This is a genomic window from Syntrophomonas curvata (assembly GCF_052976825.1).
In genome coordinates this window covers 1,004,274-1,018,703 of sequence record NZ_CM129641.1, presented here as the reverse complement: position 1 = coordinate 1,018,703, position 14,430 = coordinate 1,004,274, and the positions used below count along the sequence as shown (strand labels likewise).

The following is a 14,430-nucleotide window of genomic DNA, read 5'->3' as shown; positions in this document are numbered from 1 at the left end:
ACTATATACCTTGGCGTTCACTGTATTCTCATAATAGCACATTTTATGTCTGTTCGTGTCACCAACAAGCTATTCATGTACTATTTTGGGAAACGCTTGCTTGCCCTTAATGGGCAGCAAACCTTGAAATAACTTCTTTATCAACCCATTCCCAGGGTTGGCATACATGTTGCAATTAATATCGGCGAGGTGATGTACGATGTCGGTTGCAGCAGGATGTGCATACCAATTAATCGACGGGCTGCTGGAAGAAGGATTGACCTATGTTGCTTCCTATCTGGAAAAAGCAATCAATCGCTCCATTATCATTGCGGATCACAACGGCTTGATACACTACCCTAATCTGCCCCTGAATTCTGCCGGAATTGATAACGTTTTCATTCAGCTGCCGTCCAAACCGGCAGAAAATGCCTATGGTTATCAGGAAAGTGAAAAATCTTTATATTATCCGATTGAATGCAACGGGAACCAGGTTTATATTATCGTCAAAAGCCTGTCTAAAAACAGGCTGGCCCCGAGTTTGGCCATACTCCAGGAGGCCAAATTGGCGATCAAGTGCTATTTTTCCGATTTAAGCAAAAGGGAAAGGAGCAAACCGTCTTTTGAGCAAAACCTGGCTGATTATTTGTTTAAACCAAATCAAACCGATATAGCCGCTATTCTTAAATTAAGCGAGTCGGAACTGGATATACATGCGCCTTTCTATGTCAGCCTGATTGAAGCCGATACAACCGACCCGGCCCTCGATTGGCATAGAATTGGAGTTTATTGCCGTGATTATTTCAAGCATACCCGGCCCGATGTTATTCCTCTAACCGGGCCCAATGGTCTGGTTATTCTATTCCCCGCCGGCAATTTCCCTCCCCTGCAACCAGAGTCTGATTTGCCAGCCTTAAGCAACTATAAAAAAGGGCTGGAAACCCGATTCAATCTGAAGTTGTCTCAGGGTATAGGCCAATCTTATGCCTTGCTGGATTTGAAAAAAAGCTTTCACGAGGCCCGCATCGCTTTAACCCTGTCCCGGCTCATGGGAATAAAATCTTTCGATCAGCCGTTTTCAGCCCTGGGGATATGCTCACTTATCTTTTCTCAGGAGGTAAAGGTTCTGAGCGATTACTGCCAAAAAACGCTGTATCCGCTAACGGAGTATGATAGAAACCACCAGGGCGAACTGCTGGCTACGCTAAGACAATTGCTGGATAACAGCTTCAACTGGAAGGCAACGGCAGACAGCCTGTTTATCCATATTAACACCCTTTATTACCGCATCAATAAAATAGAACATTTACTTGCACTTGATCTGTCCCGGATGGATACCCGGGTCAATCTCTATACCGCCATTAAAATATGGGATACGCTTAAATGCAACCGTCTTTTAGATCAACGGTAGCGGCTGCGGATATCTCCTCCGCAGCTGGTAACGTTTTAAAGCCATGATGCTTCCAGCTTGGGAATCACTGACATATCTGGCGGGGACGGATTTCGACCAGCGGGTTATTTCGTTTCGAAATATATGCTGGATATTCAAAGCTGTCAGGGTAAAGAAGGCCGGGGCCAGGAAAAAATATTAGCAGGTTGATAGCTTCCGTTCATAAAACTTCTTTCATAGTGTCACCATCAGGGCCGGATTCTATATATTTAGTATAGAGGTGAATTGTAATGGCCCGTTGTCAGGTTTCAAAGCTTTTGCTCGACGATTATGATATGCTTAGCCGATACATGGAAGGCAAAGCGGTTAAAATGATTTTAAACTGCACCGAAAACAATATCAGCATGCTCATGGAAGATGGTATTATTATCGACTTTTCCAATCTGGAGGACGAAATAATATTTGACATTCGTTTACCTGCAAGTTCCGACAGTAATTGACGTAAAATAAAATAATAGAAGGCAATTCCTTGCAACCATTTTAAAAATCGACTTTCAAACTTGGAAAGAAGGACAGATCATGAAAAAATTGCCGGTCTTTTTAGTAATCATACTATTACTTGCGCTGCCAGCAGGTTGTAAGGAAGATTCTCCTTCCGGTTCCAGTCCTGACTTTGTTTCTGAAGTTAGCCAGGCTCCGCCGCCCCAGACTAAATCTGCCGAACCTGCGGAGCCGGTAAAACCTGCGCAGCAGCAAGCTAAAGATCCTGCTCCGGCAGTGCCTGCTGCTGCCAATAATCCTGTTCAGAAATCTTACTCCTGGTATTTTCGTCCCAATAGCGAGCACCAACCCCCTTCAGTAAGTGAAGATATCCGGATAATGCTGGCGAACAATGATGCTTTTTATGTTTTACCTAATAAGGACAACAAAATTTATCTCACTTTTGATGAGGGTTACGAAAATGGATATACCGCTCAGATCCTGGATATTCTGAAAGCCAATAACGTCCGGGCCGCCTTCTTTATCACCGGTCATTATCTTAAAAGCCAACCCGAACTGGTGACGAGAATGAAAAACGAAGGCCACCTGGTATGCAACCATACATTAAATCACCCTGATTTATCCACTGTTTCCCAGGAGAAGCTCGAACAGGAGACTAGTTCCCTGGATAACAACTTCCGAGACCTTACCGGCCAGGAAATGGACAAATATCTGCGTCCCCCCATGGGTAATTATTCTCCCGCCAGCCTTGGCTATGCTAGAGAAATGGGATATCACACCGTTTTCTGGAGCATGGCCTTCAAGGATTGGGACGTAAATAACCAACCCGGAGCTGAATATTCCTACCAGCATGTAATTAATAATATTCACCCCGGCGCGGTAATCCTCCTGCATGCCGTTTCCCAGAGCAACACCGAGGCCCTGGACGGAATAATCAAAGATTTAACTGCCCAGGGCTACGTTTTTGCTCTATTTGATCGATAGCCCGGAAGGCAGCCTGCCCTGACTATATATTAAACACCAACCGGGCCAAGCCGGATCTTAACCCGACTCATCCCAGCGCCGGCAGCCTGTAACTGGCCTGAGAAGGCTGTGCGGCCTTCCCATTTCCTCCATTTCGCTATTTCCCAGCTTACGACTTCCAAAACTTTGCGTTAAAATAATATAAAAGCTTGGCGGTGTAAACGGATGCGCAATATTTTCAGAAAATTAAATAACGGCGAAGAACTGGCTGCTGTTGAGTACGGTAAACTCTTAAGCTACATAGACAGCCTGATGCTTGCTTCACCAGAATCCTATGCCGTCTTTTATGAGCAATATGCTTCTCTGCTGTATCGGGATTATAGTACCTTTATCCCCCGTTTCCGGCAGGGTTTTGATGATTTGCTGAACCACCTCTTGCAGCAGCCTGAAGCTCTGCAATTTCTGCAACAAACCCCCTTGCCCCTGCAGGAATTTCCCGCAGACCTGCACCCTTACCTGCGTTACACCTTCAGCCATCAGGCTGATACCCGGGCTTTGCAGATGGCATTGGGGACTTTGGACCAGTTGCTTCCGGAAACAAACATCTTGCCCTGCCCCCGAAAAGGCCCAATGGTTTACAAATATGAAGACGATAATGAGGGTAAAGAGGCTGGATTACAGACTCATTTTGCCAGGCTGGAACGCTATTCCTTTGTTACCCGTTTACAAACTTACCGCTACCTTACCCGTAACAAAGCCCGCACTGACAGGTTTGAGTATATTGATACCGGCCTTTTGGGAGGTATTTTTACCAATAAGGATAAATCCATTTATTACCTGGTATTCTTAAGCGAAAAAGACGCTCGTAAAGCTGAGAATGCCTGCCGGGTTTTGAATACGGCCTTTTATTCATGAAGATGAAAACAGCTACGGATTAACACAGATTTTTTAAGATTACAGCGCAAATCACAAATCATGATTAATCAGCGCTATCCGCGTGCAGCAAGGAGAATGCATTATGCAGGATATTTTGGGGCAATATCAGCATATATCGGAGAACGATGATATTTTCACATTCTGGGAGCAGGAATTAAGCATGCGCACAGCTCTGCGCCGGAGGGCTTTAACTACTGCGGTTATGGTAGACAGTACTGCCCAGGTGGACTTTCTTTACCGCTCTCTGTATTATGCCGGACGCAAGTATGACTTCTTTAAGATTCTTTTCTCCAGTCTACGGTTTATGCCGGTACTACAGTGGCTGGTTCATGCTCCCGCCCAGGTAATGGATGATTTTTTGAGCTTTCTGCCCTGGTATATCCTTAATTCCAGGGTGAAACCGGCAGACCTGGAGTTTATGGCCCGCATCTACCAGGAAGAGCATCGGCCGGCTTTTGAAGCGGTTATTAACATATTGGACCAAGATAGTTGTCTTCACCTTACCTCACGGACAGCTAATGCCGAATTACGCCGCTTATTAAAGGCCAGGCAGGCAACCCTGCAGCAGATGCGGATGGAATCCTATTACGGGTTGGAGGGGCCGCCCCGCAATAATAGTTTCCCGACCCTTTACGGGGACAAGGTGGAGCTTATTAGAGGCGCCTTGGAACAGCTGCAACACAGCAGTGCCGATAATTTTTCCGACCCTTATCAGGCTGACCGTTTTCTACTGCAGATAGAGGCCGCCGAAATGGTCTTCAAATGCGGCTTAGCAGAAGACAGCCTGGCATTCCTGCTGGACATCTACAGTGATTACCAGCAAAAAAACCGTCTGGTAGAAATAATGAGCGACCACAAGATTTATAAGGGCCTGCATCAATTGCTTCGTGCTGTCATACCGGTCTATAGCCTGGTTTATGACCCATTGCAGGCCTATGCCTGCGCCCGCCATTTATATGAACAGTATTTTCCGCTTATAAGCCCCGAAGCTGCACCTCTGCAGTATCTCAAACTATGGGAAGTGATTACAGCCGGATTCAGAACTGATGCTCCCGATAATCTCCTGGAGTTGCTATATACGGCCAAAAAAGCTGAGCAGTTCCGGCCTGCAGAGCTGCCGCTGCTGACGGAGGAAGATATAGGAAGAGGTTTAAGCCCGCAGCGTCTGGAAGAACTGCTGGGAAATGGAGAAGAAAAACTTAGTGCTCTGCCCCATGAGGCATTTGTAGTTTTGGAACTTATCCGGCTGCTGCATTACAAAAAGCGGACAACGCTGCATGGGAAAACGGCTTCGCGCTTGCTCGGTGCTTATTTACTGCTGTGGCAATGGCTTCCCTGCCGAACCTTTATGCATAGTGATTTGCTCGACCAGATAGCACCGTTGGTTGACAACAACAGCCGCTACCAGGCTCAGCGTATAATAGATTTCATGCATACTATGACCAGCGGCAGACTAAAGAGCGAACTGGCTACCCGTCCACAGTTGTTTCGCCAAAAGGGTGAGAATATTCGCCGGGGTATTCTGGCCGGCAGATTAATGGGGGCATTGTAAATGGACAGCAAAGATTTTGACCCGGATTTCTTCACCCAACAATTGGAGCAAATACTTTTCAGACTGAGACAGGAAATAGACTTATCATTACCTGCTGTTGCCCGAGAAGGCAACGATGAGTGGGATAAATATCTCCATGAGCTTAATGCCTTCTATTATCGCAGCTTCAGCGAACGACTATTCCCGCTTTACAAAAATTCAGTACAGGAGGAAATGACCCGGCTTTTAAAAATAAGCTCTCAGGAAGACATGGTAAAAAGAGACATCATGGCTAATATTAAACGCTATGCCATACTCTACAACCAGGTTAAAAGCGTATTATCCCTGTTTAAAGCATCCCGGGAAAAGGCCGGCGAGGCTCGGCTGGCCATAAGCCGGCAACAGGATTATCGGTCAGCGGAGTTATTATGTACGCTGAAACAGCTGCACGGAGGATTTGCCCGTCTGGAAGAGCTAACCGCCGGAACCTTGAGCTGGATGCAGGATCAGGAATTGCTGCCCGTATGGCAAAACCATCCGGCCGCCCTCCCCGCCCTGCAGTTGATGCCTTCCCTGGACCGGGATAACCCTGTGATAGGCGATGCTTTAAATCGTCTGCTGGTTTATCTTACCTACCTGGCTAAAAGCCTGGCCCGGCTCCGGCACCGTCAGGACGACAAGAAACAAATCCGAGGGATCATCGGGGAAATGATGGATCGGCGCCCGGATTTTTTACCAGCTGCCGAAGTTAAAGCCCTGTCTTATTTTTACAAGGTTCAGATTGAAGCTGAAGCAGACCTTTATCTTAATGTTTTAATCCTTAGCTCAGCCAGTGAGGAACCCGTTCTCTTTAACCGCAGTTTGCTGGATTTTGAAAACTGGGTCAGCGGTTTAATCCGTTTAATAGAAAAGGCCACATCCGGTTATAGTCCGGTCATTTGCGCCAGTGTAAGCCTGGATTATAATCTTAATGTGGAATTCATTAAAAATCTTAACCGGGACATCCGCGACGGAGTCGAAGCAATAGCCAGCCTCAAGCAGGATTTGTCTGATTCAAGCGAGCCTGATCTTACCTACTTCGGCAGCCGGACCCTGGAGACTTTGCAGCCGCTGCTGCTCCGGCTCAAAGAGGCTCGGCACAGCCAAGTATTGGCCGGTTTCCCCGAGATTGCCACTCGCCTCAACCGATTGGAAGCGGAATCATCTTTATGGGCGGCCCGCATAGATTTGCTCAACCAGAGACAGGAACATCACAATGAAGTTCTCAGACAGTTCTTAAGCATTATTAATATGCTGGACAACCATCTTAATCTACTGGCCAATATCCGGGCTGACCTGGAGAGAATACTGGCCCCCCGCAATATATCCCGAACCTGGAAGGGAACAGCCGTGAAGGTCGAGCGTATCCCTTTGGAAAAGGGGCAAGTATTCCCTCCCGACTACCTGTATCTCCTGGACAAACACCTGGTTGAAACCCGTATTGGCAAGGACGGGGAGGAAGCCAACCTGATCCTGCATGAAGAAGGGGACGTCTTTATTATTCGGGTCGATGAACTGGTGGAGGAAGAAATGCCCTACCTGCTCATCGTCCAGAAGGGTTGAATTATGCACCTGGGAATTGATTTCGGAACTTCATATACCAAACTGGGCTATATCAAAAATGGCAGGTTTATTAACCTGGCCGGGCCCGGTGCTCAGATTCCAAGTCTGGTAGTGTATCTGCCTAACCAGGCAAAAAAACTGTATTTCGGCAAAATAGCCCAGCGGCTGAATGAGCCCGGAGCAACCCAGGCACGTTTTTTTAAGCTGGAATTGAAGCGCAATCCAGGTTTTAGACTGGGGGAATATACTCTAGAGGATATCATAAGAGAGTATTTTATATTTCTTAGGGACGAGTATGTACAGCCTGGGGGCGAGAAGATCGACTCGGTTACGGTTTCGGTACCCAATTACTTTGGACTCCGGGCCAGAAGCATATTAATGCAGGCCATCAGCGCAAGTTTTGCGGTGCAGGAAATCTACCTCCTACCCGAGCCCGTGGCAGCTCTGCTGGGGTATAATCATAGGCAACCCGCCAATTATTTGAAAGGAGCAATACTCTGCATCGATATTGGGGGTGGCACTACTGATTTCAGTTTTGTAAGTTTATCCCGCAGCCGTGACGAAATCGTCATGGAGAGTCAATTCCAGATTGGGCATGACGCCTTTTCCGGAAGTGAACTGGATCGGGGGGTTTTGCGCCTTATTCTTAATCCCCTCTTCAGGATGCAGCATAGCTATGAAATACCTTCCCCCATTATATCTGAAAAGAACCTGCAGGGAGCAGAACGATACTGGTTTAACCGCCTCATGGCAACTGCCGAAGAGGTCAAAATAAGGATGAGCCGGCAGAATAGCGCTTATTTTAATATCCCCGGCTTCTACCAGGAGGATTCACTGGTTTTTTCCCTCTCCGCAGAAATATTTTTGGCCCAGCTTGATTCATTTTTTTTCCGCCTGAAGCATTATATCATCCACCATGTTCGGGAACGGGCAGAATACCTGGGGCTTTACCGGGAAGGACGCTTTGCCCTGGATTACCTGCTGCTGTTGGGAGGAGCATCCCAAACCCGGGGGATAAAGGAGCTGATATCTGATTTATGCCCCGGTCCGGAAATAATCTGTCCCCACGATCTTAGCTTCAATGTGGTCAGGGGACTTTGCCTCTGGAAGCAGGAGTATATGCCTTCCGCTATTAGGGTGAAAAGTATTTATCCTTTTAATTTCTATATTGAAAAATGGGACGGGGCAAAGGCTGGCACGGTTTTGCAGAAGATACCTTTTGACACCGAAAATCTGGAGCTTGATATCGGCAGCAGATATAAAATCTTTACGTTTCCGCTACACTCCCCTTACAATCTGGCCAACCAGCCAGACCGCCTGAAGTTGAGGATTTATGAGCTCGCTCAGGGGGATTCCCGGGCCAGTGTGCAGCATTTTATGGGACAGGATCTGGTTTTACAGCTTGACTGCCCAGAAATGGATTCGGATATGGTAGACTTATATCTGAATCTGGGTAATTCCGTTATAGAACTGGGAGAGGGCCATAAGACCAGTCCTATTCCCGCTGCAAAGCCTTTTGCTCATTTTTTTGCCCGCCAGGAAACCGTCCTGGAATATCTCAGTCTATACCCCGGCAGTAATCCTGAGCTTCTGCGCGATTATGCCGGATATCTGCAGCAATATCATAATCTGGCAGCAAGCTCGAATCAGGATTATTCCATACTATTGATCTTTAAACTGCTGGCTTTTTTACAGCTGTTATAGCCGTTTTGAAAGGAATGATATGCAGTGATTACTACTTTTGCTCTTCATCCGGCTGCGTCCAAACATCTCATCGCCAAGGCGGTAAAAGTGCTTCCCGAGGTAGAAAACGCTTTCCGGCGGGGAAAGATTTTTATCGGCGCCGGTACCGGCAATATAGCCGTTGCCCAGGAATTGCTCAATATAAGGCTTGATAAGCCCGGAGCCTATGTTGCCGGTGTTACAACTCAGCAATGTGCCTGCTCCACCGCTGTCAATGAGCGCCGGGGGCCCTTCTGCATCGAAAGGGGGCGCCTGATAAAAACAGATAACTGGCTGGACTTTATACGTTCCATGGCACCCGGTGATATATTTATCAAGGGAGCCAATGCCCTGGATCCGGAAGGGAATGTAGGAATATTAATGGCTGACCCGACTGGAGGAACGATCGGCAATGCCATGGGTATACTGAAAGCCCAGGGAATACAGATGATAACCCCGGTAGGCCGGGAAAAACTGATTCCTTCCTGCCGGGAAGCAGAAAAATTAATGGGCCGGTACCATATCGGTCACCGTTTCGGATTGAAAACCGGTTACATGATAGTGCCCAATAGTACGGTTATTACCGAAATTGAGAGCATAAAGATTTTAACCGGTCTTGATGCCGTCCAAGTGGCCGGCGGCGGTGTAGGCGGCATGGAAGGAGCGGTAATGCTGGCCGTGGAATATGAAAACGAGGAGCAGTCGTTATACCTGCTTGGCCTGGTCAAAGAAGCCCTGCGCCAGCCGCAGCTTAAAATACAACATAAAAAGTGCTCCGAATGCACCGACCCCTGTGATTTCATATCGGGATTCAAGGGCGAGGAGTAAAGGTGTTCCGGAGGGGTGAGGATTTCCCCTCCAGGACATTTTGGTCTGTTGTTACTTGTGAATACCCAGCTATAATTAGCAGCGGCATAAAAAAGCAGCAGACAAACCAGCCTGTTTCATCCGCTTTGTCTGCCGCTTGATTTGAAAAATTTCCGGGAGGATCCTCATCAGGGCTTTTTATCTGCGAAGAGAGTCCAGTTCCTTTTCCTGGGCAGTGAGACGTTTATCAAGCCGTTTAATGTCAGACCAAATTTCTCTTATATCACGTTTAATATCCGCAACATCATTCTGCAACTTAGCTTGACCGGCTTCAAGGCTGGCTTGGCCGATTTGCAAATCAGCCAGCCCTATTTGCAAATCGGCTTGGCCTTTCTCCAGATTAGCCTGGCCTTTCTCCAGATTAGCCTGGCCCTCTTTAAGAGATTTAATGTCTGACTGTATAGATTCAAGGATGATGAGGATTTTTTCTTCGTTTTTCATTTGACAATACCCCTTAGTATGAGCTTAGCATTATAATACCATAAAAACAGGAAAAAGGATTTTATATCCTCATCCAAGGACTTTTTTTATTTTCTGACACCATTTTCCCTGGTAAAATTTAATTGGGTACAATAAAGCCACCCCGATGATTTCGAAATCATTGGGGTGGCTTGCTTTTTATACGGAGAGCATAGCAGCGCTTCTTTCTTATAATCACAGTATAGGGAAATCCCCTATCAAATTATATTATGCAAAAGTAGAATTTTTTCTGCCCCGGTCGGCCCAGTTTAAGTGCCACCTTTGGCACCCGAGCCTACCACCAAAGTAGTAGGCGGCCGTTTTGCCTGAAACAAGCTAAAGCGGAAGCTTTTCCCCTTTTAATGCAACTGGCAAGTATCAGGATAGAGGGCGAGTCCCTTCCCCATCCCCTCATTTTCCCCTCAGGCGGGATAGCCAGGATTTCCGGCCTTCTTGTTGCTCAGCCTTCCAAAGATTCAAGAACTCATCTATCTTCTTTTCCCTTTCCAGATTGCGCTGCTCTACCTTTTGTTCCAATTTTTCCATTCTTTGTTCTAAACGACGATTCTGCTGCAGTAATTCCGTATTCTGTTCCCTGATCTGCCGGGCCAGGGACACCATCTCGACCAAATCCAGAGCTGCACCGGCACTGCTGGGGGCGATACCAGTTTCTTCAGCTTCCTCGGTATTTTCCAAAGCCAGCTTTATTGCCGTAGTGTTAAGTCCCCTGCTTTTTAACTGCAGAACCAGCCTTAAGGTATCAAGGTCGGAATCAGTATAGAGACGGTCACCCCGTTCGTTACGTTTTATTTTTAATTTGAGCGAATTCTCCAGGTAGCGCAAAGTATGCTGTTCTATTTCCAAAATTTCTGCCACTTCACCAATTTTATAAAATCTTTCTTCCAAAGTAGCACCTTTCCCCCTCTCACTTCATAGATTGTTATCAGGCGCAGCAATAAAGTTCCAAACCTGTAAAATCGGCAATCTTAAGCTTACAACAAATTGTGAAGTACCCCTCATAGCAGCCAAAATTTTTAAGTTCACTATCAACTTGATAATTAACTTTATTGTAAGCCTTACTTTCCCTTCCCTCTCTTTAAATGCTCATATAACAAGTACTTGGTAAATATATATGAGCATTACCGTCCTGAATAGGACGGCTTTTTTTTTACATGGGTGTCCGGACCAGCAGAGCCGCCCCTTTGTTGCCTGCCTTACATCAAAAAAAAAGCCCCCACCGCAGTGGGGGCCAACCGGATAAATGTTAGTATTCGAATGCTCCAATAGGAACGTCTAAAACTGAGGTATCTCCATCCTTAACAATTTCCGCTACCGCCCATACATTAGGAACAACATTTCTCAGGTAGTAACGGGCAACGGCTACCTTGCCGGTATAGAATTCGTAGTCAAAGTGGCCCGCCCCAACCTCCTGGGCTTTCTTGGCAGCCAGCAAGGCCTGGTCAAGTATCAGGCGGCCACAGAAAAGCTGCGCAGTTGCGGTCAGGATACGGCGGGAATAAAGCGGCATCATTCCATATTGCTTGTTGCCAAAATAGCCGCCGATAGCCATTTGAATCTGGGTATAAGCATCCAGCGCCCGGCCCAGGTTTTCAAATTCTCTTTCAAAGCCTTCCACACCCTTGTTGGCTTCAAAGAAATCTCTCATTTCCTGAACAAACGCTCCAAAGGCTGCGCCTTTCTTCAGCATCCATTTACGTCCAATGAGGTCCATGGACTGGATGAAGTTGGTTCCTTCCCAAATGGAGTAAATCTTGACATCCCGGGCAATCTGAGCTACCGGGTATTCTTCACAGTATCCATAGCCGCCATAACATTGAATGGCTTCGCCGATCAGCCACCAGGCTTCGTCCGAAGGATAAGCTTTGCAGAGCGGAGTAGCAACTTCTACCAGGTCATTGGCCTTGGCCCTTACTTCGGGATCGGGGTCGCAGTGACGTACATCAAAGGCAAAATAGATTTTGTACATCATAGCGCGCATGGCTTCAACATGAGCCTTGCCGCAGAGCAGGGCGCGTTTGATGTCTTCATGGTTTATAATAGTTACCCGGTCGCCCTTGGGATTGGTCAGCGGGCGGCCCTGAATTCTTTCTTTGGCATAGTCGCGGGCATTATAGTAGGCATTGGCGATACAGGAAAGAGCAGCATGTCCGGTCTCCATGCGGGCACCGTTCATCATCTGGAACATCTGGGCCATACCTTCACCGGCACCATCATTTTCCAGCGGATTTTTGCCCAGCAGCCAGCCCCGGCAAGTGTTGTTTTCGCCAAAGGAAAGGGCCGCCGTACAGGAACCGTGCTGTCCCAGTTTATGTTCCGCCGCCGTAGTTTCGACATCATTCAGTTCGCCCAGGCTGCCATCCTCGTTAACCCAGTATTTGGGTACAACAAACAGCGATATTCCCTTGGTTCCTGATTTTGCCCCTTCTACCCGGGCGAGATAAAGGTGAATAATGTTTTCCGTGAAGTCATTGTCTCCGCCGGTTATAAATATTTTGCTGCCTTTGATTTTGAATAAGCGGGGATCATCGGTAGGATAAGCCCTGGACAAAATATCCCCGACGTCGGAACCGGCAGTAGGTTCGGTCAAACACATGGTCCCGGACCAAGTTCCATCCATCATCTTAGGCAGGAACATTTCCTTCAGATGGTCATCGCCAAAACTTTGAATCAGACCGGCAGCGCCACTGGTCAGAATAATATAAGGTCCAAAGGTGGGATTGGCGGCAGCCAGCATCTCCCATACCATGGAATGCAGGATGTGGGGCAGAACCATGGCGTCTTCTGATTCGTCAATATTACTGGTTCCCCATCCTTCTTGCTGCAGCTGCTTAAACAGCGGTCCAAAGGTAGGCGGCAGGGTTACTTTACCGTTTTCTAATTTGACCGGGTTCTTGTCTCCATCTTCATTAGTGGGCTCCACAACTTCTTTGGCCAGCTTAAGTATTGGTTGCAGAACTGATTTTACATCATCTTTCGAATAGTAATCGGCAAACTGAGGATAATTAAAAATCTGTTCTGTGGGTAGCCATTCTTGAATAATAAACTCAAAATCTCTGATGTTTTGATATGCAAAATTAGCAGCCATCTTTCTATACTCCCTCCATTTTTAAGGAGGCCCCCCAAACAAGCATAGACAGCAGATTGAAATAATATCGCATCCCCTATTTTAAGGAAGCTCCCCCTTTTCTCTAATAAAACAAACTTCCCCCAAGTAAACGCCTATCCGGCAAAAGCTTAAAACTCCCCCCAATCACCCCCTATAATCAGGAATCGCCTCTCCAGCAAGACCTCAGCAGATACCGAAACCCGCCTGGTAACGGCGCCTGCTTCCACCCTAACGGATTAAACTGAAGAGTATCCTTAAAAACCCATAAAATCAGCTTAGCCTTGATTCTCTTGAATGGCACAAAGAATCCTTTAATTGTCTTTATTGCCATACCATTCACAATATGCCATTTATCTGCTATATATTTATTATATCCTTCACCCCGGCATGAGTAAAGCAAAAAGGAAATTCCAATGTTAAGGTCTATCACCAGATTTTGCAGAAGAATGACAGTTCTGATCGTTCCGTCAGGTTTACTCAGAGCAAAAAATGAAAAATGTCACAAACTCAACAGGATTTTGCGAAATGGTGTTGAATATACATGTGGAATAAAAAATATTTATTTCACTAACGGAAAGGAGGGGCAGGCCGGATACCTTTGTAAACATCAAAATCTGTAGATTATTAGGGAGGGAATTATGGCAAACTCAAACGAAACAAAAATTAGCGGGCATATTCAAGAGGTGGTTGCCAATCCGTCACCATTGGGATTATTGGGATTAGCTATGGTGACCCTGGTAGCGTGTACGCAGAAATTGGGGATTACTGATGGAACTGCTTTTATTATTCCCTGGGCCATCTTCCTGGGTGCAACAGCCCAATTCGTTGCTGGCCTTTTTGATTTTAAACATAACAATACCTTTGGCGCTACTGCATTTTGTGGTTACGGCTTCTTCTGGTTCGGAGTAGCAATGACCTGGATGATAGGGAATGGTATGTTCGGAATGAACCCGGACGCGGTAATAGATACCGCTCAACTGGGGTTTGCCTTCCTGGGTTATTTTATTTTTACCGTATACATGACTGTCGGAGCCATGGGCGCCAACAAAGTACTCTTTATTATTTTCTTCCTTATTGATTTGCTTTTCCTGGGATTATTTATGAGCACTCTGGGATGGGGCGGAGAAGCATGGCACGTACTGGCTGCCTATGCTGAACTTGGTATCTCCATATTCTCTTTTTACGGCTCAGCCGCTACGGTACTCAATACCCACTACGGATACACGGTACTGCCCATCGGCGCGCCTTTTGGTCCCTGGACCAGGGCTGCCCAGGCAAAATATTAAATATAAATGGCATAAAAAGCAGGCGTCAACTATCAAGCCTGCTTCTTTATGCGCTCGTGGAAAGGGT

The 14,430-nt window shown here is 46.7% G+C and carries 12 protein-coding genes; 9 read left to right on the top strand and 3 right to left on the bottom strand.

Translation table 11 applies throughout. The features are described 5' to 3' along the window. Positions 1 to 199 precede the first annotated feature (199 nt). The 8 genes from ACU70B_RS04375 (at position 200) to ACU70B_RS04340 (ending at position 9,452) form a co-directional block, all read left to right on the top strand. Entirely contained in the window at positions 200 to 1,390 is a 1,191-nt protein-coding gene (locus ACU70B_RS04375) for a PucR family transcriptional regulator (protein WP_447185127.1), read from the top strand. A gap of 269 nt (positions 1,391 to 1,659) precedes the next feature. After that, entirely contained in the window at positions 1,660 to 1,869 is a 210-nt protein-coding gene (locus ACU70B_RS04370) for a hypothetical protein (protein ID WP_447185126.1), read from the top strand. A gap of 79 nt (positions 1,870 to 1,948) precedes the next feature. Beyond that, positions 1,949 to 2,854 carry a delta-lactam-biosynthetic de-N-acetylase gene (pdaA, locus tag ACU70B_RS04365; protein WP_447185125.1) on the top strand — a complete coding sequence of 302 codons (906 nt, stop codon included), beginning with the start codon at positions 1,949 to 1,951 and terminating at the stop codon, positions 2,852 to 2,854. Between the two features lie 204 nt (positions 2,855 to 3,058). After that, positions 3,059 to 3,748 carry a hypothetical protein gene (locus tag ACU70B_RS04360; RefSeq protein ID WP_447185124.1) on the top strand — a complete coding sequence of 230 codons (690 nt, stop codon included), beginning with the start codon at positions 3,059 to 3,061 and terminating at the stop codon, positions 3,746 to 3,748. Between the two features lie 103 nt (positions 3,749 to 3,851). Next, complete coding sequence (locus ACU70B_RS04355; protein WP_447185123.1) at positions 3,852 to 5,321, top strand: hypothetical protein; 1,470 nt, start codon at positions 3,852 to 3,854, stop codon at positions 5,319 to 5,321. Beyond that, positions 5,322 to 6,902, top strand: coding sequence for a hypothetical protein (locus ACU70B_RS04350; RefSeq protein WP_447185122.1), 1,581 nt, complete (start codon positions 5,322 to 5,324; stop codon positions 6,900 to 6,902). It abuts the gene before it with no gap. Positions 6,903 to 6,905: 3 nt separating this feature from the next. Continuing rightward, a complete protein-coding gene (locus tag ACU70B_RS04345) occupies positions 6,906 to 8,606 on the top strand; it encodes an Hsp70 family protein (protein WP_447185121.1) in 1,701 nt (566 codons plus the stop codon). Positions 8,607 to 8,630: 24 nt separating this feature from the next. Continuing rightward, the gene (locus ACU70B_RS04340) at positions 8,631 to 9,452 is read left to right on the top strand and encodes a hypothetical protein (protein ID WP_447185120.1); all 822 of its coding nucleotides are present in this window, start codon (positions 8,631 to 8,633) and stop codon (positions 9,450 to 9,452) included. 177 nt (positions 9,453 to 9,629) lie between these two features. On the opposite strand, the gene ACU70B_RS04335 is transcribed toward ACU70B_RS04340, so the two are convergent. From ACU70B_RS04335 to ACU70B_RS04325, 3 genes are all read right to left on the bottom strand, one after another. Next, entirely contained in the window at positions 9,630 to 9,932 is a 303-nt protein-coding gene (locus ACU70B_RS04335; protein WP_447185119.1) for a hypothetical protein, read from the bottom strand. A gap of 429 nt (positions 9,933 to 10,361) precedes the next feature. Continuing rightward, a complete protein-coding gene (locus ACU70B_RS04330; protein ID WP_447185118.1) occupies positions 10,362 to 10,856 on the bottom strand; it encodes a MerR family transcriptional regulator in 495 nt (164 codons plus the stop codon). 358 nt (positions 10,857 to 11,214) lie between these two features. Next, positions 11,215 to 13,056 (bottom strand): acyl-CoA dehydrogenase family protein, encoded by a 1,842-nt coding sequence (locus tag ACU70B_RS04325; RefSeq protein ID WP_447185117.1) that lies wholly within the window; start codon positions 13,054 to 13,056, stop codon positions 11,215 to 11,217. 659 nt (positions 13,057 to 13,715) lie between these two features. On the opposite strand from ACU70B_RS04325, the gene ACU70B_RS04320 reads away from it, so the two are divergent. Continuing rightward, positions 13,716 to 14,363 (top strand): acetate uptake transporter, encoded by a 648-nt coding sequence (locus ACU70B_RS04320; RefSeq protein ID WP_447185116.1) that lies wholly within the window; start codon positions 13,716 to 13,718, stop codon positions 14,361 to 14,363. Positions 14,364 to 14,430 lie beyond the last annotated feature (67 nt).

What these genes read in the sequence shown, in the direction of transcription:
- ACU70B_RS04345 (WP_447185121.1), top strand. Translation starts at nt 6,906, where the DNA reads ATGCACCTGGGAATTGATTTCGGAACTTCATATACCAAACTGGGCTAT.
- ACU70B_RS04370 (WP_447185126.1), top strand. Translation starts at nt 1,660, where the DNA reads ATGGCCCGTTGTCAGGTTTCAAAGCTTTTGCTCGACGATTATGATATG.
- ACU70B_RS04325 (WP_447185117.1), bottom strand. Translation starts at nt 13,056, where the DNA reads ATGGCTGCTAATTTTGCATATCAAAACATCAGAGATTTTGAGTTTATT.
- ACU70B_RS04350 (WP_447185122.1), top strand. Translation starts at nt 5,322, where the DNA reads ATGGACAGCAAAGATTTTGACCCGGATTTCTTCACCCAACAATTGGAG.
- ACU70B_RS04335 (WP_447185119.1), bottom strand. Translation starts at nt 9,932, where the DNA reads ATGAAAAACGAAGAAAAAATCCTCATCATCCTTGAATCTATACAGTCA.
- ACU70B_RS04320 (WP_447185116.1), top strand. Translation starts at nt 13,716, where the DNA reads ATGGCAAACTCAAACGAAACAAAAATTAGCGGGCATATTCAAGAGGTG.
- ACU70B_RS04355 (WP_447185123.1), top strand. Translation starts at nt 3,852, where the DNA reads ATGCAGGATATTTTGGGGCAATATCAGCATATATCGGAGAACGATGAT.
- ACU70B_RS04375 (WP_447185127.1), top strand. Translation starts at nt 200, where the DNA reads ATGTCGGTTGCAGCAGGATGTGCATACCAATTAATCGACGGGCTGCTG.
- pdaA (WP_447185125.1), top strand. Translation starts at nt 1,949, where the DNA reads ATGAAAAAATTGCCGGTCTTTTTAGTAATCATACTATTACTTGCGCTG.
- ACU70B_RS04360 (WP_447185124.1), top strand. Translation starts at nt 3,059, where the DNA reads ATGCGCAATATTTTCAGAAAATTAAATAACGGCGAAGAACTGGCTGCT.